Below are 21,699 nucleotides of genomic sequence, written 5' to 3' on the forward strand. Positions count from 1 at the left end.
GCGCTTTAGTTTAATTCACTAATTTGCGACAATTAATCCATTGTATAAATTAAAGTTATCATAACGTACCTCTATAGCCGTTACCAATCAAAGTGTAGGATTTCAGTAGGAATTGAAATTACGTTTAAACCTATCATAGAAGTGCTTGAGCATATTATCTCAAATAACTATTATGTCATCACTGCGCTTTGAAATTAAATTGCATAATCTCCATAAAGTTGCATTCTTATGGAGTACGGATATAAAGATAAGCCCTATGAAAACCTACTTATTGTCAGGAATATTAATTAAATGAGCTCATTAAGTACCAACGCTAGCTTAAAAGAGATTAATGCTTATAAAAAGCAAATTAATTGGGGAGAAGTATCCTCTATATATCATATGTTTTCTTCTTCGTTAGGTGAAGTAGATGGCATACTTACTCATGGATTTGATAGTGCGTATAAACAAATATTAAACCAAAATTCATGGAATTTAGCTTTGTTAGGCGCGAGTAAAAAAGCAGATGGTAGTATTCAGGTGAAGAATAAACCACAAATTACCTTACGCCATGAATTTAATGACATGGGCTATGAACTACATTGTTATCCTGCTATTGATGGCGAAGTCGTTACTCATAGTATGATTGACAAAGGCAACTGCCCTTTTAATAATTGGTTACCTGAAAAGACACAGATGCTCTTTCGTCTTAATAGCTTAGTTGCTTTTGCTATTTACAGTTTCCAAAGTGGGGATGAAGCAGATATTGCACTGTTAAAATATGCGCATTACAAAGTGAAAGAATTAATCACAACTTTAAGCGAATCTTTTCAGATTATTGTGGTCAAAGGCTATAGTATAGCGGAGTTTTACCAAGAAATAGCCAAAAGAAATGGTAATATCCTTACCCAAGACACTTAAGTGCTCTCTGTTACTCTCGTATATTTCCATTATGACCCTAGGATGTAATATTGCTTAACCTAAAACCCATGTTTACTGCCTTGTTATTTACATTAGGCATCGCAGCCGCTACTAGCTTTAATGCAAGTGCTATTGATAATCATAACAATAAAAATAAGTTACCCGATATAGGAATTTCTGGCTACAGCGTATTATCTACCGATAAAGAGCTGCAAATCGGTAAAGCAATGATGCGGCAATTACGCGCTTCACAACCGCTAATTCAAGACCCAGTTTTAATTGAATATATAAATCACTTAGGTAATAGCCTAGTGAAAAATGCTCAAGGGGTGAATTATGCGTTTGAGTTTTTTCTTATCAATAATAACGAATTAAACGCTTTTGCTTTTTTTGGCGGTCATGTAGGCATCCATAGTGGTTTAATAACAACAGCTGATACAGAAAGTGAATTAGCTTCTGTTATTGCTCATGAAATTTCTCACGTTACTCAGCGCCATTTAGCCCGACGTCTTGAATCACAAAGCCAAACTCAAGGTTTAACCATGGCTGCTATGCTGTCTAGTGTACTGATTACCTTGGTTAACCCTACCGTTGGCATCGCCGCACTAAGCGCAAGTATGGCCGTAACGCAACAAGCCAGCATTAACTACACTCGTGGTAATGAAAAAGAAGCAGACCGAGTAGGTATTGCTTTACTAGCGAGCAGCAATTATGACCCTCAAGGTGCTGCAAGCTTTTTTAGTAAAATGTCAACTAAGTACCGCTATGCCAGCAAACCACCGGCAATGTTGCTTACTCATCCATTACCTGAATCGCGTATAGCTGATGCTCGCCAGCGTGCATTAAACTACCCAGCAAGACCTTTACCACCTAGTTTAGGTTTTGAATTAACCAAAGCAAGATTAAAGTCTAGATATCAAGGCGAGGCAAAATCCAATATTAGTTTCTTTAAACTACAGTTGGAGAAAAAACGCTACGCTATCAAAGCTGCTGCACAATATGGTTTAGCACTATCATATTTTGAAAACAAACAAACTAGTGAAGCTTTGCAGTTATTAGAGATGTTAGAAAAAAATGATAAGGATAATTTATTTTATGTTGATGCCTTAACGGATGTCTACATAGCAAATAATCAGGCTAACAAAGCAATAAAGATGCTTGAACGATTAAACTTATTCATGCCTAACAATCAGGTAGTCAGTTTAAACTATGCTAACGCCCTACTCAGCGTGAAAGAATATGATCTTGCAGCGCAAATATTACAGGACTTTTTATTAGTCAACCCAGGTAACTTTATCGCTTATGATATATTAACTACCTTGTATAGAACTCAAGAGAAAACAGGTTTAATGCACATGAGTAAAGCAGAAGTGTATGCTTTACTCGGCGCATATCCAAAAGCCGTTGATGAATTGCAGACCAGTTATGCATTTCTTGATGAGCAACCTTTAATGCAAAAAAGAGTGAAGGCCCGGATATTACAGTTACAAGAACAAGAAAATCGTTTAAAACGTTTATAACAAGTTGACTGTATTAACCTGTCAGCTTGTTAGCATTTACATTACCGTTTAACTAGCAATTAATTATGAAAGGAAAACCATGTTTACTATTTATCACAACTCAAGATGTTCTAAGAGTCGCCAAACACTTGCATTACTTGAAGAACAAGCACAAAAAACAAATCAGGAAATCACTATTGTTGAGTACTTAAAAACACCAATTGATCACGCCCAGATTAAGCAGCTATTAGCGCAGCTTAATTGTACAGCCATTGAAATGATGCGGGTAAAAGAAGCCGAATTTTCTGAAAATAATTTAAAAGGTGCTAATGAAGAAGAGTTGATTAACGCCATGGCAAATACGGCGAAACTTATTGAACGCCCTATCGTTACTGATGGCAATAAAGCAATTATTGGACGTCCTCCTGAAAATGTTTTAACTTTTTTTAAACAGTAAGTTACTAAATTACCATTTAATCCTTAATGTAGATAAGCAGCCAAATGAACAAACAAAGATTTTCAACGAGTAATTATAAAAAAATAGCCTTAGCAGGTTATTTTTCTTTATTAGTATTTATGCCGTTATGGTTAATAGTACTAAGTCCAAGCGAGAGTTTAAGTACGACAACGTCACTGGTAATGTTTACCTTGCCGTTATTATTTCCATTAAAGGGATTGTTACAAGGAAACCCTTTCACCTATGCTTGGTCAAACTTTATTGTTTTAATCTATTTTTTGCATAGTTTAACGACCCTTTGGGTATTGCCAGCAGATAGAGTTTGGGCAATGTTAGAGTTGATATTTGCTAGTGCTATGTTTTTTGGCGCGACTTATTACGCCAAATTTCGTGGTCAAGAACTTGGTCTGAGCATTCGGAAAAAGAAAGAAAGTAAATAAATAATTCTAATACCGAGTAATACCAATTCAAGTAAGTTTCTTCTCACTCAGCGAGACTTAAAAGTCTTAGAGGTAAGGCATTGATTGAAGATAATGGTTTTTCCCTTATCAAAATCAATAACGCGGCATGTAAGCCTTTTAAATTCGCCCTTTGGGAGTTTGTCAGCAATCTGATAACTGCACATAATTTTCTTAAGATAGAATGACTATACATAAAAAAATTCTATTTGTTCTCAAACCGCTGACAAGCTCTGAGCGAGAACAAACTTAGTTGATTTGGTATTATTAAAAGAAGGAATAAATGAATGCGTTGTGATTTTGTAAGAGCCTCGTTGTTATTACCCCTATTTCTCACAGTAGTACTGACTGCTTGTGATAGTAAATCTGATGGTAATGTGACGAATTATCCCCTTGATAGCATAGTACAGCTTGATAAGGTGCAAAATGTAAATCAAAGCATAGATCTCCTTCTTCACTTCCCTTTTGATGTCGTTAGTCAAATAAAATGGCAACAAACGGCTGGCGAGCCGGTAGTAATTTTAGCAAAAACGAGTAAAGTTATTTCTTTTACGCCTATGCTAGCAGGCGATTACAGTTTTAGTGTCAGTTTTGTTCTCAATGATGGCATCGAGCAAATATTAAAGAAGAATATAACGGTTAATGATAACAATCATAAGTTAACCACACGTCTATCTCATGAAGCTTTAGCAGGTAATAAGGTGTCACTTCGTAGCCAACTTTCTGAAACGATTGATATCAACACGTTAACATGGCAACAAATAGAAGGTCCTAGTGTCACCCTAACCGCTGATAGTGGTGGTGAGTTAGCACTTTTTTTTGATGCTCCCCAAGTTGATGTCGATACCATTATTACCTTCGAGGCATCCGCCACAGATTCTGACAGTAATACCATTTATCGTGATCAGGTAGCGATACTCGTAGAGCCAGCTGCGGAAATAGGCAGTAATGCTTACTTTTCAGAGCGTAAAGCATCGGTTTTCGCTTATAACAGCAATAGCCCTTATGTTGATGATCTTGTTACTTGTATTTACTCTAATACCTTAACCAGTTCATGTACTTTGTCCCAAACACCTCTAATTGCAGAGGAAGTAAAAAGTTCATCAATGACACCTTCAATAGAGAGTATTATGGATCGTGTTGTGGTATCCCACCATTGGATGGGTGATAGATTTAAAGACTTTCTGAGTAATAATGATACCAACAACGATATCAAAAATTTGCTTAGAGCGACGACAGCAATTGTTATTTCTTATGATGTGCGCCCTTCATTTTATTGGGCGGCGACAGGTGCCATATATTTAGATGCAGAAAATTTTTGGTTAACTCCACAAGAGCGCGATACGATAAATGAAGCACCCGATTATCGGGCTGACTTTGGTAAAGACCTACAGTTCACTATGCCTTGGCGGTACGTAAAAGATAATGCCTCTGCAAGTAAAAGTTATAGTAAATCTGCACGGGTCACTCGAACAGCTACAGATGCTCTATATCGCTTAACATCATTAATGTACCATGAACTTGCTCATGCCAATGACTTTTTCCCAAGTAACGAATGGTATGTACATAGCAGCAATCAACGTGTGCTCGATGCAGCTGTCAGTACGACGTTTGAATCAGATGAACTTGCTATTACCTATCCACTAAAAAGCCAAGAAATGCGTGATTTAGCGCAAGTTAGTTTTACTGGCGAGACCGCCAACCAGACACAAAAAAACTACTTACCAACAGATATTGAAGTTTTTTTTAGTCCAGAAGGTGCCTCAGACTTTTATGCTTACTCGAGTTTACGTGAAGATTATGCCATGTTGTTTGAAGAGTTAATGATGCAAAGCCGCTTTGCAGTAATACGTGATGTTGCCATTACCAATCAGCCAATAGGTGAAAGTATTTCCGCAGCTGATTATATTGTCACTTGGGGACAACGTGGCCGCATTGGTGACGATAAGTTAACAGATAGAGTACTTTTTAGTGCTAGTCGTGTATTACCCGAGTTTGATAGCCAAGCGGCAATAAACTTAGTACCTACTCCTATAGAAATGGTTGAAGGAAGTAATTGGTTTGATAATTTAACTATTAGCCCAATAGGAGCAAATGTTAGAAAAATGATGGGACAACGAAACAGCGTCTCAATTTTTACAGAATTTGCACAGCCATCGTCAGCAAACATTACACCTGAACAAGAAAATAATTTTAATCGGTATTATCAAAAACCTTTACCTCTGCACTAATGACCACATAATCTCTGAGTCAATACAGTTACTTTACCAACATAAAAAAACGCGATTAAATCATCGCGTTTTTTTATGTAAATTCTGTTCAATCCTACTTATCAACAAACTATTGAAGCGTTAGCACTTCTTTGATAAAAGGAATGGTAATTTTTCTTTGTTCTTGTATAGAAGCTTTGTCTAGGACATCAAGTGAGTTAATTAAACTGCCCATATCTCGGCTCAAGCGATTAAGTAAAAATTTGACTACTTCATCAGACAAAAACAAACCGCGTTGCGTGGCTCGGTATTGGAGGGCAATAACTTTTTCTTCATCATCAACAGGCTTAACTTGCTCAGTTAATCCCCAAGTAAGTCTCGACACTAAATCAGGTAGGCTTATACCTAACTGTTGGGCACTCTCATCACCTGAAATTAATAAGTAATTATTTTGTTCAAGCACTCTGTTAAATAAATCAAAAATGGCTTGTTGCCAGCGTGTATCGCCTGCAATCAAATGAATATCATCTAAACAGATTAAATCAATTTGCTCTAAGCCATCTAAAACTTCTACGGGTAATTGTTTTAACTCAGCACAAGATAAACATACAGAAGATTTTCCAATCTGCGCAGCATAAGTGCTGCTTGCATGCATTAGGTGTGATTTACCAACACTCGATAAGCCAAACAGGTAAAAACTGTGGGGCGTCGATTGTTGTGATTCTATATAGGACTTTAATTGAGTTACTACCCCCTGATTAATGTCACTTTTAAAACTATCAAACGTTTCATCATCAGGTAATTGTACCATCAACGTTAATTGAGCAACTTGCTTCATCTTTGCTCCCAATAAAAAACGGGAATTTTGGGTACAATCGTCAGTGGTGGTTTTGCTTCAGTTAATATTTGCAATTGATCATTCTTGGTAAGTTCATCGGCAGAGTCAGTATTTAAATTACTGTTATCCTCTCCCGTAGGGATAGTCTCTGGGATATTGCTATCTAGGAGACCTTCTTTATTTTTTACATTCGTTTGTGGGTTTTTAAGTTCATCTTTATTCGTATCAACAGTGCCTAAAACAGTAACCTGTACTTGATCATTAGCCTCGTTATTGAGGTCTATGCCTGCTTGATCTTGGCCATTGAATAGCTGAGTATTAAATTGTTGAATATGAGAAAAGCCATCGAGTTGACTGTCAAGTTGTTGCGTTAACTTATTGTTTAGCTTCAATGAGGCTAAAAATGATGCTTTTGAACCAATGAGATCTAACTTGAATTGACGTTCATCACCTTGAGCATTAATTAAAGTGACGGCTTTAACTGCAGACAAATCTTTTAAAAAATCAAATAATTGCATGTCACTTTTCAATGATGTGACATTTTTAACTTCAATAACAAAGTCATTTTCCGCTGTGGTAGATAATGCATAAGATTGATAAATTAACTCGGTAATGTCGGATAAGCCTTGTTCAATTAAACTGACTTTATCAATACCCTGATATTGTTGGGTATAAAGAACACCTTGAGTGAAAACACGCCAATCTAATACTTTAGGGAGAGCAAGTTCTTGCTGTTCACATAACAAGCCACACGCAGCATCACTTTCCGTAATAGCTGTTTCATTTTTTTCGCTATCAATAACTAAGCTTGAATCTGATACTCTCATGACCACAATAGTATCTGCAAAATAACGCTGCGAAGCTTGTAGGATTTGCTCAGGAAAATACCCCCAAAAATCACTTAACACCACTTGTTCGTTATCGGTTAAGTCCATTAAAGGCATAACAATAGGTAAACCACGTTGTATTGAAAAGTCATTGATACTTGAAGGGATAATAGTATCTTCATCAGAAGCTACTATACTTCGGCTTGTGCCTTGCTCATCAATTAACCACAACAGTACTTGTGGGCGTAAGCTGCCCCATAACGGAAGATTCGCGTCTTTAAACAATTGATTTACTTTGTCTTCATTAAAGCTAACGACCAAACTCAGCTCTTCATCTTTTCGTTGGTAGTGATATTGACTAACGTAACTACTGGCTTTTCTTTGTGCTTTTTTCAACACATCATGTGTTAACACACCTTTTTTACCACCGACTTTTAAAAACACACCTTGCAGTGCTTTTTTTATTGCTTGTTGACGTTGCTCACGAGCTTGTGAGTCGACGACGACATTGGCTTGGTACAGATCATTGACTTCAAGGGCTGCTAGACTAGGGCTAAGCAACGAGAATACCAGCATAATTATTACAAAAGGAAATCTAAACATATCGACTGAAAATTTTAAAAACTCTATGATTTTATATGTAATATCTTACCACATTGCCAGCAATTAATACCCGCAAATCTCAATAAATTCTTTGGAAATACCCCAATAAAAGAAAACAAGGCGAAGATACTGTTTATCGTCTTGAGTATGAGCCTTTGCACTGGTAGAATACGGCCCTTAAAATACTGTCGGTAATTTCTGAGGTTTCCCGTGAGCGAACAAAAACAGTCGTTAAGCTATAAAGATGCTGGTGTTGATATTGATGCTGGTAATGCGCTAGTTGAAAACATTAAAGGTGCGGTAAAACGCACAACACGCCCAGAAGTTATGGGTGGTTTAGGTGGTTTTGGTTCGGTATGTCAATTACCTACAGGTTATAAAGAACCTGTACTAGTTGCTGGTACCGATGGTGTAGGTACTAAATTACGTTTAGCAATCGATTTAGCTAAACACGATACTGTTGGTATCGATTTAGTGGCAATGTGTGTTAATGACCTTATTGTTCAAGGTGCTGAGCCATTATTCTTCCTTGATTATTATGCTACTGCCAAACTTGATGTTGCTGTCGCATCATCAGTTGTTGAAGGTATTGCTGAAGGTTGTATTCAATCTGGTTGTGCTCTTGTTGGCGGTGAAACTGCTGAAATGCCAGGTATGTACCACAAAGGTGATTATGATATTGCTGGTTTTTGTGTTGGTGTAGCTGAAAAGTCTCGTTTAATTGACGGTACTAATGTTGCTGCAGGCGATCAATTGATTGCGCTTGGTGCTTCAGGTCCTCATTCAAATGGTTTCTCTTTAATTCGTAAAGTATTAGAAGTAAACAACACTGATACTAATGAATTACTTGAAGGCAAGAAAATTGCTGACCATTTACTTGAACCAACAAAGATTTACGTTAAATCTGTACTTGAGTTACTTAAAAATGTAGATGTTCATGCACTTTCTCATATCACTGGTGGTGGTTTCTGGGAAAATATTCCACGTGTATTACCTGAAACAGCACAAGCTGTTATTAAAGGTGATAGCTGGCAATGGCCGAGCATCTTTAATTGGTTACAAGAAAATGGCAACATTACTGAACATGAGATGTACCGTACGTTCAACTGTGGTGTTGGTATGGTTATTGTAGTTCCTGCTGATAAAGTAGCACAAAGTATTGAAGTGCTAACTGCACATGGCGAAAATGCTTGGCACCTTGGCGAAATCGCTGATAAAGCTGACGGTGAAGAGCAAGTAGTTTTTGCTTAAGTAGCTAACGTACAAAGCATACAAATATATATTAAAGGGGCTATTTACTAGCCCCTTTAATTTATCACGACTTTATCAATCTTTTATAAACCTTTTATTAAGTAAAGTAGGAAAATATATGTCGAGCAAAATTGTAGTATTGATCTCTGGCGGTGGCACTAATTTACAAGCCATTATTGATGCCTGTACTGATAGTAATTATCCTGCAGAAATAGTTGGCGTAATATCCAATAAAGCCGATGCTTATGGCCTAACCCGTGCTAAAAATTCTGACATTACCGCTGTAGCGCTTTCTCATAAAGATTTTGCTAGCCGTGAAGATTACGATCAAGCACTTATCAAGGAAATTGATTGCTTTGATGCTGACTTAATCGTATTAGCTGGCTTTATGCGAATCCTTACACCAAGCTTTGTCCAGCACTTCCAAGGTAAACTGTTAAACATTCACCCTTCTCTTTTACCTAAATATCAGGGCTTAAATACACATCAACGCGCTATTGATGCCGGTGATGATGTACATGGTGTTAGTGTTCACTTTGTTACTGAAGAACTTGATGGTGGCCCAGTAATTCTTCAAGCCAAAGTGCCGGTATTTGAAGGCGATACCAGTGACGATTTAGCTGCTAGAGTTCATGAGCAAGAACATCGTATCTATCCACTAGTCGTAAAGTGGTTTGCTGAGAAAAGACTTAATATGCAAGACGAACATGCAGTATTAGATGGTAATATTCTACCTATTTCAGGTTATGCTGCTGATTAACCTAATTAGCTTAACCTCTTGAATACTGCTAGTTAAATAGGGTTATTTTAGTACTACTCGCTAAATGAAGTAACTCATCAAATAGTACAACAAATAGTACAACAAATAGTACAACAAATAGTACAACAAATAGTTACCAAGTTTTTGCTCTCCCCCAGACAGAAGCTGTTAGTATAAATGTATACTCATTGCTTCTGGTCTATTTGTTTATTATGCGAAAAATTTTCTCCTTACTTTTATTTACTCTGCCTTTACTAGCTTCCGCTACTGATATTGAAACGTCACCCTTACCAAAAGCCAAGCAACAACAAAACTCATTCGCTGAAACTATCCCTGCTTTTCGTGCAACTTATACGCTATTACGTAAATCAGATCCTGTAGGAAAAGCTATCAGGGAGTTAAGTTATCTTGATGATGGTACAGTTAAATATCATTATGAAACTGATATAAGTTGGTTAATATTTTCTGATACACGTAGCGAAACATCTATTGTTGATATCAAAGAAAACCAAGTGATCCCTTTAAGTTATGACTATCAGCGTGAGGGAACAGGACGTGATAAGTACTATCAATGGCAGTATGATTTAGCAGGGAAAACAGCAACAGATCTGAAAAAAGATAAAAAAATATCTCTCGATTTTACTGACGGCCTGCTTGATAAACTGAGTTATCATCTACAAAATCGCATTGATTTAATTAACAACCCCGAACAAAAGCGGTTTGTATATCCCGTCATTAGTACAAAGGGATCTGTTAAAGATTATCAATATCTATATGATGGTAAAGAAGAACTAATTCTCCCCTATGGCCTAGTCAAAACTATTCGATTAAAACGTGAAATTGTTGAGAAAAAACGGATCACCTACGCTTGGTTTGCACCCGAGTTAGGTTACTTGTTAGTAAAGCTCTACCAAGTTAAAGGTGGCTCTGAACAATTTGAAGCACAATTATCAACACTTGAGCTTAAATAATCTAAGCTTTGTTCTTTACTCACCAATAAATTAACAATGTTTATTGGTGATGTTCCCAAATATTTTTCAAACACTATCTCCTAAATACGCTTTCCTAAAGAAAATAAACCATCAAATTAAATAAGCTGAACTCTGGATAATGAGTGCTTGATGCTTTAGTAAAATTAATAATTACTCATAGCTGATAATACCTTTCTTATGTCATTCCTCGCTGAGGTGACTCATAAATTCTGCAACATGCTTCTTGAATGATTACCGGTATATACCGAGTTGACCAGTACCTATTTAACCTTTATTAACTGTTATACCAATTGCACTAAGTAAGTGATCATTTTTAAATGACCTATACCCGTTACCATTCAAAGTGCAGGATTTCAGTGGAAATTAAAATAACTTTAGGCAAGACAAATAATTTAAGCATAGTCACTCTATGCTTAAGTTATTTAACGCCGAATAAAGTCATTTTAAACCCATCGAAGAAACACTTGAACAACATTACTTCATCGTTGCTGTGATTTATAATGGCGCTACATGGATGTAGCTTATTAGAGAATGCAGGAGCATATTCTCCTGAATAACTATTATTTCACCACAGCGCCTTGAATTGAAATTGCTCAAGCACTCTGAAACCTGCATCTTGTTGGTGACGGGTATAAATATCCAATAACCTCGTTGCTTTCGATCCTAATAGCCAGCTATTGCTCAATTAAGCGCCTTATTCTTGAAAATTTATTTTCATTGAATTCTGTAACCTTAATTAATACAAATGGCATTACTGCTTTAATACGGCTGGTATTATTTTGTTCAATAAATAGCAAATAATGCTTGAATAGTCATCAAATACACTATACTGTACGTTTATACAGTATAGTTACATAACACGACTTAGCACGAGGCAAAACTATGTTCACGACCAATACAACCATCAATGCAAGTATCAATAATGCCATCAGTACTCCACTTGCAGAGCAAGCTTGGCTAAAGCTAGCTAATGTTGAAAACCATCAAGAATTGTCGTCGCATTATGTAAATATTTGTCAGCAACATAATCAAGAAAAAAAATGGGTACTTTTTATCAACCCAGAAGAATCTTCAATTGAGCAGTTAGCTCATACCCATGGTGTTGATATTTCAAAAGTGCTTTGTGTTAGTTTTAAGGGTAAGAATAAAGTGAATAATTTACTGGATTCAAAATCAGCTCATTTAGATATAGAGCAAATAAAGAATGTATTGTGTCGTGGGAATTGCTCAGCAGTTATTCTTTCAAACGCTTCATTTGACGTTGACGAAATGGCTGCTCTTGATAGTTGTGCTCGTTCAGGTGAAACGCACTGCGTACTACTTAAGAATAATAGAAAAAATGAAACCGTCTTAAATAGTCAAAAAATTCACTAAAACGGTATAATCCACCTAAAATAAAAAAGCCGTATTGTTATTAACAATACGGTTTTTAATTTTTATAACTGCCAGGTAAACATAGCTGGATAACTTACCTTTTTGACAGTCTTTTACGACATGGCTTTATAAAGTGTTTTTATACTTTATTATCCAACCAATGATTTACATTACGTGATAATACAGCCATTGGCACTGCGCCATTTAAAAGTACTACATCATGAAATTCTGCTAAATCAAATTTATCACCTAAGCGGGCTTTAGCTTGTTCTCTTAAACTTAATATTTTTAACATACCAAGCTTATAACCTAGCGCTTGACCCGGCCATGCCATGTAGCGCTCAATCTCTGCAACCACATCCGATTCAGCAGTACCTGTTTGCTCTGACATATAACTAATCGCTTGTTCTCGCGTCCAACGTTTATCATGCAATCCAGTATCAACAACCAAGCGTACTGCTCTAAATAATTCAGCTTGTAGACGACCTAAATCTCCGAAAGGGTCATTTTCATACATGCCGAGTTCATACGCGACTTGTTCTGAATAAAGAGCCCAGCCCTCAGTGTATGCGTTATAAGGTGCAATTCTACGTAAAAAAGGCAGCTCTGCTTGGTCTAAATTCAACGCAATTTGCCAGTGATGACCTGGATTTGCCTCATGATATGTTAGCGTTTTTAATCCAAATTTCGGATTAGCTTTCATATCTCTCAAATTAATCCAATAAATACCTGGTTTGCTACCATCTACAGCGGGTGATGTATATTGACCACCTGGAGCACCATCTTGCACTTCAACAGGGAAAGATTTCACTTCTACTTGATAACTTGGCGTAGTTCTAAATACTGGTGCCATTTTTGCTGTTACCTCAGTAATATAACCATTAATATCACTGAGTAATTCTTCACGTCCTGCTATTGAGTCTTCATATAAAAAGCGTGGCTCTTCATTTAACGCCACCATGCGCTCACCGACAGTGCCTTTTGTATAACCCTGAGCTAGTAATATTTCATTCATAACGCCGCTAATGCGCGCCACTTCATCCAAACCAATTTGATGAATTTGAGTCGGCGATAATTCACTATCCCCTAACTGCTTAATAGCATCTTGATAATAAACACTACCCTTTGGCTGCGCCCATATACCTGACTCAGAACGCGCTTCGCTCAATAACTGTTCACTGGCTTTTTCTACTGATTGGTAAGCGGGATATACCACTTGACTTACCTTAGCAATAACTTGAGTGATTAAAGACTGCTTTTGCTCTGTAGTAAGTGAGTCAACCTTTTCAATTTTCTCACGAAAAACATTCACGAATGGATGTTGTTCTGCAGATCCACTGGTAAAGCCTTTCAAATATTTAATAGCACCTTGTAAGGTTACTTTTGAAGGTAACCAGTTTTGGGCTGCATCTGCCGTTTGCTTTTCAATAATAGTTGCTGCAAGTTTATCAAACTGCCCTAAACGCACGATATAATCTAATGCTTCTTTTTCTGTAGTAATTGGCTGATCATTTTGCATCACCCTTGGGATATCAATTAATGGACCATTAATTTGATTAACAATAAAAGGAGAAAGCCCCATCCATGTATCAATATAACCAATATTAAAATTGGGCTCTCCAGCAAAATAGCGCGTAAGCCCTGCCATAACTTGTTGGTTATTCTTTGTTGTTATATCGGCATCATCTAGCTTGATACCAGCAATAGTATTTGATATGGATAATAACTCTGCTCTTAATTGCTTTTCATTTTCAGGGCTATAGAACTCCATATCACTACTGATGACTTGTCCTATATCTTTTTGAGATAGACCATACATGGTTGCTGACAAAGCTCGTTGCTTAAAAAGACTCTGTTTAGCTTGCAGATATAACGAAGCCAATTGTTGCTTTGAGCTGATCACTTGTTTAGGTTCCGAAGTTTCAGAAGCCGTACTTGTTTTAGTTTCCGCCACAACAGTATTATTCTCATTGCATGCGCTCAAGCCTAATGCAGCAATAACCGCACTAGCCAATAAGCTGCTTTTTAAATTCTTATTCATATTTTCCTCAGAAATGCGATTAGCACTATGGTTTATTATTATTTTAATTATTTTTCAGCTTTACACCGAATTTTATTTCACAGCGATTAGAACAAATGAAATCAAGATTGTAAACAGTATACAATCTTGATTAATAAATAATAGACTCTAACATTGTTCAAAAAACGAACAGATATAGTTGGGGATAGCATGAAATATCTGATATAATCCCGCGCCCGCTATTTGCGGCGCAGCGATTTAGATTCGGTTAACCCCAATGGGAATGGTGATATGACTTCAGTAAAAAAACAAATAATTTCGAAGACTCAACAGGGATTGTTTGATTATCCAAAATACTGGGCTGAGTGCTACGGCACAGCACCTTTCTTACCTATGTCTCGCAAAGAAATGGACATACTCGGCTGGGATAGCTGCGACATTATTATTGTAACTGGTGATGCATATGTTGATCACCCAAGTTTTGGTATGGCTATTATCGGTCGTATGCTAGAAGCACAAGGTTTTAGAGTCGGCATAATCGCACAGCCCGCATGGGATTCAAAAGATGCCTTTATGGAATTAGGAAAGCCTAATTTATTTTTTGGTGTTACTGCGGGTAACATGGACTCAATGATTAACCGATATACCGCCGAGCGTAGAATGCGTCATGATGATGCCTATACCCCAAATGATGAGGGTGGTAAACGTCCTGATCGTGCGGTAACAGCGTACACTCAACGTTGTAAAGAAGCCTTTAAAGGCGTTCCTGTAATTATTGGCGGTATAGAAGCAAGTTTGCGTAGAATTGCCCATTATGATTATTGGTCGGACAAAGTACGCCGCTCTGTTTTATTTGACTCAAAAGCAGATTTATTAGTTTTTGGTAATGCCGAACGCCCGTTAGTTGAAATTGCTCATCGCATTGCCCGTGGTGAAGATGTTAAGACTATTACCGATGTTAGAGGCAGTGCATTTTTAACCAATCAGGCACTCCCTGGTTGGCAAGGCATTGATTCGCGTGATATAGACAGACCAGGTAAAATTGATCCTATTTATAGCCCTTATGAAGAAATCACCCCTGAATCATGTAGTGATAATGAGGCGCAAACAGCAGCCGCTATCTCTGATAATGATATAACGAAAACGGCACAGCCTATCGAAATGGCTGATTACCGTAATAAAACGTGGGATAAAAAAGCTAAACCTTGGGAAACAACTTACATTAATTTACCTACTTTCGAACAGGTAAAAGAAAACAAAGTTCTTTATGCTCATGCATCCCGAATTTTTCATCAAGAAGTTAACCCTACCTCGGCAAAACCATTGGTTCAAAGCCATGGTACTCGCCTTATATGGCTAAACCCACCCGCTAAACCTTTATCAACTGAAGAAATGGATGGTGTATTTGGTCTTGAATATAAACGCGTACCCCACCCTAGCTATGGTAAAGCGAAAATCCCCGCTTATGATATGATCAAAACATCGATTAATATCATGCGTGGTTGTTTTGGTGGTTGTACTTTCTGTTCAATTACCGAACATGAAGGACGCATTATTCAAAGTCGTTCTCATGAGTCTATTATCAATGAAATCGAAGATATTAGAGAAAAAGTCCCTGGTTTTACTGGCGTAATCTCAGATCTTGGTGGCCCAACCGCCAATATGTATCAGCTCAATTGTAAAAGTGAAAAAGCAGAAGCGACTTGTCGAAAACCTTCATGTGTTTGGCCAACCATTTGTGGTCACTTAGATACCGATCATACGCCAACAATAGAGTTATACCGTAAAGCACGTAAAGTAAAAGGCATTAAGAAAGTACTAATCGCTTCAGGTGTTCGTTACGATTTAGCCATTGAACATCCTGAATATGTGCAAGAATTAGCAACTCATCATGTTGGTGGTTATTTAAAGATAGCCCCAGAACATACCGAGCAAGGCCCGCTTGATAATATGATGAAACCTGGCATGGGTAGCTATGATAAATTTAAAGAAATGTTTGATCATTACTCGAAACTTGCGGGTAAAAAACAGTACTTGATCCCTTACTTTATTTCTGCCCACCCTGGCACGACAGATAAAGATATGGTTAATCTCGCACTTTGGCTAAAAGAGAACAATTTCAAGTTAGATCAGGTGCAAAATTTTTACCCTTCACCTTTAGCTAATGCCACAACCTTGTACCATACCGAGCTAAATTCGTTACGTAATGTAACCACTAAAAACTTAGCTAAAGAAGATGGAAAAATTAACGTACCTAAAGGCACCATCCAACGCCGCTTACACAAAGCTATATTGCGTTACCACGATCCAGCTAACTGGGCACAGATTCGACAAGCCTTAACTAAAATGGGCTTAACGAAACTTATTGGTTCTGCACCAAATTGTCTTGTGCCAAGAGAAACACGTGGCGAGCAACAATTAGCAAACAAAGATAGACAGGGTAAAAATAATTCACAAGGTTTTAAAACCAGCCCTGGTCAAAATAAGCCTAAGTCAGAACAAGGCAATGGAAAAAAGAAGAAAACGCCAATGCACAAAAAAGGTCTAACCCGCTTTTCTGATAACCAATTTAGTGATAGAAAAAAGAGTAAATAATATTTAATACAGTAAACGAGCTAACCTATTTAGCTCGTTTATTTGATTTATTTACACTACGCCTTACTTAGAAATTTTATTAACTATTATTGTCTTGTCGTGTATAATCGCGCGCAATATTTTATCGGTAAATTTACTGTTTTATTTGATTCAGTAAACATCAACATTCGACGGAACACATCATGCTAGCAGCAAATAATATAACCCAGCAGTTTGGCGCTAAGCCATTGTTTGAAAATATCTCACAAAAATTTGGTGGCGGTAACCGTTATGGTCTAATCGGCGCAAATGGTTGTGGCAAATCTACCTTCATGAAGATTTTAGGTGGTGATTTAGAGCAAACGTCTGGTAACGTTAATCTTGATACGGGTGAACGTTTGGGTAAATTACGCCAAGACCAGTTCGCTTTTGAAGAAAACAGTGTTATTGATACTGTGATCATGGGCCATACCGAGTTATGGGCAGTAAAAGAAGAACGTGACCGTATTTATGCTTTGCCTGAAATGAGCGAAGCTGATGGTATGAAAGTGGGTGATTTAGAGTCTGAATACGCTGAAATGGATGGTTACAGTGCTGAAAGTCGTGCTGGTGAATTGTTAATCGGTGTAGGTATTCCTGTTGAGCAACATTACGGGTTAATGAGCGAAATCGCTCCTGGCTTTAAGTTACGTATATTACTAGCTCAGGCACTCTTTTCAAATCCTGATATTTTGTTACTTGATGAGCCAACCAACAACTTAGATATTCACACTATCCAATGGTTAGAAGAAACGTTAAATGAACGTAATTCAACCATGATCATAATTTCCCATGATAGACATTTTTTAAACAGTGTTTGTACTCATATGGCCGATTTAGATTATGGCGAACTGTGTGTTTTTCCTGGTAACTATGACGAATACATGTTGGCTGCTACACAAGCAAGAGCCCGTTTATTGTCAGATAACGCTAAGAAAAAGGCACAAATTGGTGAACTTCAAGCCTTCGTTGCCCGTTTCTCTGCTAACGCATCAAAAGCAAAACAAGCGACTTCTCGCGCCAAGCGAATTGATAAAATTCAATTAGATGAAGTCAAACCATCTAGTCGTAGTAATCCGTTTATTCGTTTTGAGCAAGAGAAGAAATTATTCCGTAATGCTTTAGTTATTGAAAAATTGAATAAAAGCTTTGATCGTAACTCTGTACTTAAAGACATTTCAGCATTAATTGAAGTCGGTGAACGTATCGCTATTATCGGTGAAAATGGCATTGGTAAAACCACGCTTTTACGTACGTTAATGAACGAAGTAGCTTACCAGCAAGATTCAGGTGAGTTTACTTGGTCTGAAAATGTCAATATCGGTTATTATGCACAGGATCATGAGTTTGAATTTGAAAATGACATGACCTTATTTGACTGGATGAGCCAATGGCGTCAACCAACTGATGACGAGCAAGCTGTTCGTGGTTATTTAGGTCGTTTGCTTTTCTCTGCCGATGATATTAAAAAGTCAATTAAAGTCTTATCTGGTGGTGAAAAAGGTCGTATGCTGTTTGGTAAGCTAATGATGCACAATCCTAATATATTGCTGCTTGATGAGCCAACCAACCACATGGATATGGAATCGATTGAATCATTGAATATGGCGTTAGAGCAATACGAAGGGACGCTTTTATTCGTTAGTCACGACAGAGAGTTTGTTTCAACCATCGCTACCCGTATTATTGAAATAACCAAAGACGGTTATATCGATTTTGCTGGCACTTACGATGAGTACTTAGCAAGCCAAGTTTAAGTTTACGTTCAAAATATTTATCGGCTATCAATATACCTTTTGATAGCCGTGTTCCCACTGTTTAACATAACTCCCTCTTAAGGAATTACCTTGCTTAGTTATCGTCACGCTTTTCATGCTGGCAATTTTGCCGATGTACTAAAGCATAGTGTTTTATCACTTGTTTTAGATTATATGACTCGTAAAGAAAAAGGCTTTTGTTACATAGATAGCCACTCGGGGGCTGGTATGTATCAGCTAGCCGACGAATATGCCCAAAAAACGGGTGAGTATAAAGACGGTATTGCCAAGATTATTAACGATGAAGATGCGCCTGAGTCACTAGAACCTTATTTATCACTGATCAAGAGTCTCAACCTTGCTTCTGACCGTAATACTGATCCAAGTGCAGACATAAGTACTGACACAAGTAACGACCTTGACGTTTACCCTGGCTCCCCTGGCATAGCAAAAGCTTTTGTTCGTCGACAAGACAGTAGTCATTTATTTGAATTACACCCGACTGATATTCAACACTTGGAAAATTTTTGCCAGCGCTGGCGTAAAGTATTTGTTAAACAATCTGATGGCTATCAAGGTGTGCTTGGTTTAATACCACCACCAAGTCGTCGTGGTGTGGTACTTATCGATCCTCCTTATGAATTGAAAGAAGACTATCACAAAGCGGTAAAAACTATTATTAAGGCCTATGAAAAGTTTTCAACAGGCACATACATTCTTTGGTATCCCGTTGTTAAGCGCGAGTTAGTTGAGCAGATGAGCTATACTTTCACTAAAAGCTCGGTCAAAAATGTATTACAAGTAGAGTTTTGTCTAGAAAGTGATACTGATGAATACGGTATGACAGGTACTGGATTGTTTATTGTTAATCCTCCATGGCAATTAACTTCGCAGCTTGAAGAAATATTACCTTATATGAAGACTAAATTAGGCAGTGACGACACAAGTTACACACTTAACCAGTTGATCGCTGAATGATATAGATGAGTGATATAGATGAGTGATATAGATGAGTGATATAGATGAGTGATATATATAAGCTCAGACTAAATAATTGTCTGGACGTAAACCAATCTTAAATATTGCTAGAGTCTTCTAAGTCATATGACTTAAAAGACTCTATTTTAAAGCAAAAGAGCATAACTAAGCTCGATTTGTTTTTACTTGATGAAACTCTGGCGATTTCAGTATAAAAATGTCATCGACATAAAATTGCTCTGCACTACTTGCTTGCCACCAATGTTGCCAAGACTCATCAAGGTCTAACTTGTTCTGTAAAGGGTCAACTAAAGCCATTGCCGGTAATGGCGCTACAATACTGCCCATCGACATTTGAACGCCATAAGGTGAACGCCTTTTAATCATTTGCGGAATGAGCTTAGCTGGATCGTCCAAGCCCATACTCCCCACCAATTCAAAGAAACTTGCTACCGTATTATCATGGAAGTTTTTCACTCGATCACTTTTTGACTCGATGTCAATTGCTTTTGCTCTTGCGGGATCTTGAGTCGCTACACCTGTAGGACAAAGGTTAGTATTACAATGTCTTGATTGTATACAGCCAATGGCCATCATCATAGTTCTAGCCGCATTAACTACATCGGCGCCGGCAGCAATTTTTGCGAGTAAATCAAAGCTTGATGCCGTTTTACCCGAAGCAATTATTTTTATTTTATCTCTGAGTCCAACACCAACCAATGCATTGTTTACTATGCTTATGCCTTCTAGACAAATTAGCCCTAAGCGATTAGTAAATTCAACTGGTGCAGCACCTGTCCCCCCTTCGGCTCCATCAACAGTGATAAAATCAGGTGTAATACCTGTTTCTAACATTGCTTTGCAAATACTTAAAAACTCGGCGGGGTTACCAATACATAATTTAAAGCCAATAGGCTTACCGCCACTTAAGCTGCGTAATTGCTCGATAAAAGCTAACAAATCCTTTGGGGAAGTACATTCTGGGTTAACTGCCGGCGAGATACAGTCTTTATCCTTTGAAATATGTCTGATGTGGGCGATTTCGTCGGTAATTTTCGCTTTAGGCAGCACACCACCATGACCTGGCTTTGCGCCTTGACTTAATTTTATTTCAATCATTTTTATTTGTGGCAGCTTAGCTGTTTTCTCAAAGGTAGCAGGGTTAAATCGTCCCTGTTCATCACGACAGCCAAAAAGGCCGGTACCTAGCTGCCACACAATATCGCCGCCATGTTTTAAATGATAAGGGCTCGCAGCCCCCTCACCAGTATTATGATAACAACCTGCTTTTTTAGCGCCTAAATTTAGTGCTTCAATGGCATTGGAACTTAACGAGCCAAAACTCATCGCTGAAATATTTAAATAGGATGCTAAGTATGGCTGCTGGCAACTATCACCACCAATAATTACTCGCTTGGCAGCCTCTTTTATATGAGTAGGCGCTAATGAATGCCATAAACTTAGATAATTATCTTCAACAAGATTACGCTGGGTACCAAAAGCGATAGTATCACGGACATTTTTAGCACGTTGATACACTAAAGTACGTTGCTCACGGTTAAATGGACGCTCTTCGGTATCGTTTGCTATAAAATATTGTTGTATTTCAACTCGGTAAGATTCAAGGAAATAACGTAGATAAGCGACTACAGGATAAAGGCGATTCAGACTATGGCGACTATGAAAGACATCATACAGTCCAATAATGCTATAAAGTAACGTTGAGATTAATAAAATTAAACTAAAAGCACTTTCGCTGTGCATGTAGAAGTACCCTGCTGAAAAATTACCAACACTGGCAATGAACCATAGAGCTTTTTGCATGATGGTCATGAAACATCCTCATAGAATTATAATTATTATATTTGTCAAACGCATTAATCAAACTTATTAATCCAAAAGAAAGATTAAATAGTTTGGTACTAATAACTTACCATTATTCACTCTTCTTTGAATACGAAAGTTTTTATAAAGACTGTCAATTGGTTTACTCATTACTTACTTTGCTTAAAACAAAGTCGCTAGCCCTGTGTGAGTTTCAATAGGTAAGTAATAATTCTATTGGTATGACCGATAAAAAATCAATTTCCCTACTTGTTTTCCTCTTATTTGTTACTCCCTAAATTTGCATTTCAAGCTTTAACATATAAGCTTATATTAAC

16 protein-coding genes are annotated in these 21,699 nt (G+C 37.4%); 12 read left to right on the forward strand and 4 right to left on the reverse strand.

Annotated elements, in window-relative coordinates:
• Window positions 1–291 precede the first annotated feature (291 nt).
• From CPS_RS14270 to CPS_RS14290, 5 genes are all read left to right on the forward strand, one after another.
• The gene (locus tag CPS_RS14270) at window positions 292–900 is read left to right on the forward strand and encodes a hypothetical protein (protein WP_011043972.1); all 609 of its coding nucleotides are present in this window, start codon (window positions 292–294) and stop codon (window positions 898–900) included.
• A 50-nt stretch (window positions 901–950) separates the two neighbouring features.
• Entirely contained in the window at window positions 951–2,420 is a 1,470-nt protein-coding gene (locus CPS_RS14275) for a beta-barrel assembly-enhancing protease (protein WP_232769138.1), read from the forward strand.
• A 79-nt stretch (window positions 2,421–2,499) separates the two neighbouring features.
• Window positions 2,500–2,856, forward strand: a complete 357-nt coding sequence (gene arsC / locus CPS_RS14280) for an arsenate reductase (glutaredoxin) (protein ID WP_011043974.1) — start codon at window positions 2,500–2,502, stop codon at window positions 2,854–2,856.
• A 44-nt stretch (window positions 2,857–2,900) separates the two neighbouring features.
• The gene (locus tag CPS_RS14285) at window positions 2,901–3,296 is read left to right on the forward strand and encodes a DUF2069 domain-containing protein (RefSeq protein ID WP_011043975.1); all 396 of its coding nucleotides are present in this window, start codon (window positions 2,901–2,903) and stop codon (window positions 3,294–3,296) included.
• A 305-nt stretch (window positions 3,297–3,601) separates the two neighbouring features.
• Complete coding sequence (locus tag CPS_RS14290) at window positions 3,602–5,545, forward strand: hypothetical protein (protein WP_011043976.1); 1,944 nt, start codon at window positions 3,602–3,604, stop codon at window positions 5,543–5,545.
• A 109-nt stretch (window positions 5,546–5,654) separates the two neighbouring features.
• On the opposite strand, the gene hda is transcribed toward CPS_RS14290, so the two are convergent.
• Window positions 5,655–6,362 (reverse strand): DnaA regulatory inactivator Hda, encoded by a 708-nt coding sequence (gene hda, locus CPS_RS14295; RefSeq protein ID WP_011043977.1) that lies wholly within the window; start codon window positions 6,360–6,362, stop codon window positions 5,655–5,657.
• Window positions 6,359–7,765 carry a DUF2066 domain-containing protein gene (locus CPS_RS14300; protein WP_238383547.1) on the reverse strand — a complete coding sequence of 469 codons (1,407 nt, stop codon included), beginning with the start codon at window positions 7,763–7,765 and terminating at the stop codon, window positions 6,359–6,361. The genes hda and CPS_RS14300 overlap by 4 nt, the downstream gene beginning before the upstream one ends.
• 237 nt (window positions 7,766–8,002) lie before the next feature.
• Here CPS_RS14300 and purM point away from each other — a divergent pair, with 237 nt between their 5' ends.
• The 4 genes from purM to CPS_RS14320 all read left to right on the forward strand — a co-directional run bounded on the left by purM (window position 8,003) and on the right by CPS_RS14320 (window position 12,169).
• A complete protein-coding gene (purM, locus tag CPS_RS14305) occupies window positions 8,003–9,043 on the forward strand; it encodes a phosphoribosylformylglycinamidine cyclo-ligase (protein WP_011043979.1) in 1,041 nt (346 codons plus the stop codon).
• 118 nt (window positions 9,044–9,161) lie between these two features.
• Complete coding sequence (gene purN, locus CPS_RS14310; protein ID WP_011043980.1) at window positions 9,162–9,803, forward strand: phosphoribosylglycinamide formyltransferase; 642 nt, start codon at window positions 9,162–9,164, stop codon at window positions 9,801–9,803.
• 212 nt (window positions 9,804–10,015) lie between these two features.
• The gene (locus tag CPS_RS14315) at window positions 10,016–10,774 is read left to right on the forward strand and encodes a DUF3108 domain-containing protein (protein ID WP_011043981.1); all 759 of its coding nucleotides are present in this window, start codon (window positions 10,016–10,018) and stop codon (window positions 10,772–10,774) included.
• 903 nt (window positions 10,775–11,677) lie between these two features.
• Complete coding sequence (locus CPS_RS14320; RefSeq protein WP_011043984.1) at window positions 11,678–12,169, forward strand: hypothetical protein; 492 nt, start codon at window positions 11,678–11,680, stop codon at window positions 12,167–12,169.
• 139 nt (window positions 12,170–12,308) lie between these two features.
• Here CPS_RS14320 and CPS_RS14325 read toward each other — a convergent pair whose 3' ends face one another.
• Window positions 12,309–14,210 carry a DUF885 domain-containing protein gene (locus CPS_RS14325; protein ID WP_011043985.1) on the reverse strand — a complete coding sequence of 634 codons (1,902 nt, stop codon included), beginning with the start codon at window positions 14,208–14,210 and terminating at the stop codon, window positions 12,309–12,311.
• 270 nt (window positions 14,211–14,480) lie between these two features.
• Here CPS_RS14325 and CPS_RS14330 point away from each other — a divergent pair, with 270 nt between their 5' ends.
• The 3 genes from CPS_RS14330 (at window position 14,481) to CPS_RS14340 (ending at window position 19,537) form a co-directional block, all read left to right on the forward strand.
• The gene (locus tag CPS_RS14330) at window positions 14,481–16,784 is read left to right on the forward strand and encodes a YgiQ family radical SAM protein (RefSeq protein WP_041737056.1); all 2,304 of its coding nucleotides are present in this window, start codon (window positions 14,481–14,483) and stop codon (window positions 16,782–16,784) included.
• Between the two features lie 182 nt (window positions 16,785–16,966).
• Window positions 16,967–18,559 carry an ABC-F family ATPase gene (locus CPS_RS14335; RefSeq protein ID WP_011043987.1) on the forward strand — a complete coding sequence of 531 codons (1,593 nt, stop codon included), beginning with the start codon at window positions 16,967–16,969 and terminating at the stop codon, window positions 18,557–18,559.
• 90 nt (window positions 18,560–18,649) lie between these two features.
• On the forward strand, window positions 18,650–19,537 hold the full coding sequence (locus CPS_RS14340; RefSeq protein ID WP_011043988.1) for a 23S rRNA (adenine(2030)-N(6))-methyltransferase RlmJ: 888 nt from the start codon (window positions 18,650–18,652) through the stop codon (window positions 19,535–19,537).
• A gap of 165 nt (window positions 19,538–19,702) precedes the next feature.
• On the opposite strand, the gene CPS_RS14345 is transcribed toward CPS_RS14340, so the two are convergent.
• On the reverse strand, window positions 19,703–21,370 hold the full coding sequence (locus CPS_RS14345; protein ID WP_011043989.1) for an FMN-binding glutamate synthase family protein: 1,668 nt from the start codon (window positions 21,368–21,370) through the stop codon (window positions 19,703–19,705).
• Window positions 21,371–21,699 lie beyond the last annotated feature (329 nt).

It is taken from the genome of Colwellia psychrerythraea 34H, from assembly GCF_000012325.1.
GTDB lineage: Bacteria > Pseudomonadota > Gammaproteobacteria > Enterobacterales > Alteromonadaceae > Colwellia > Colwellia psychrerythraea_A.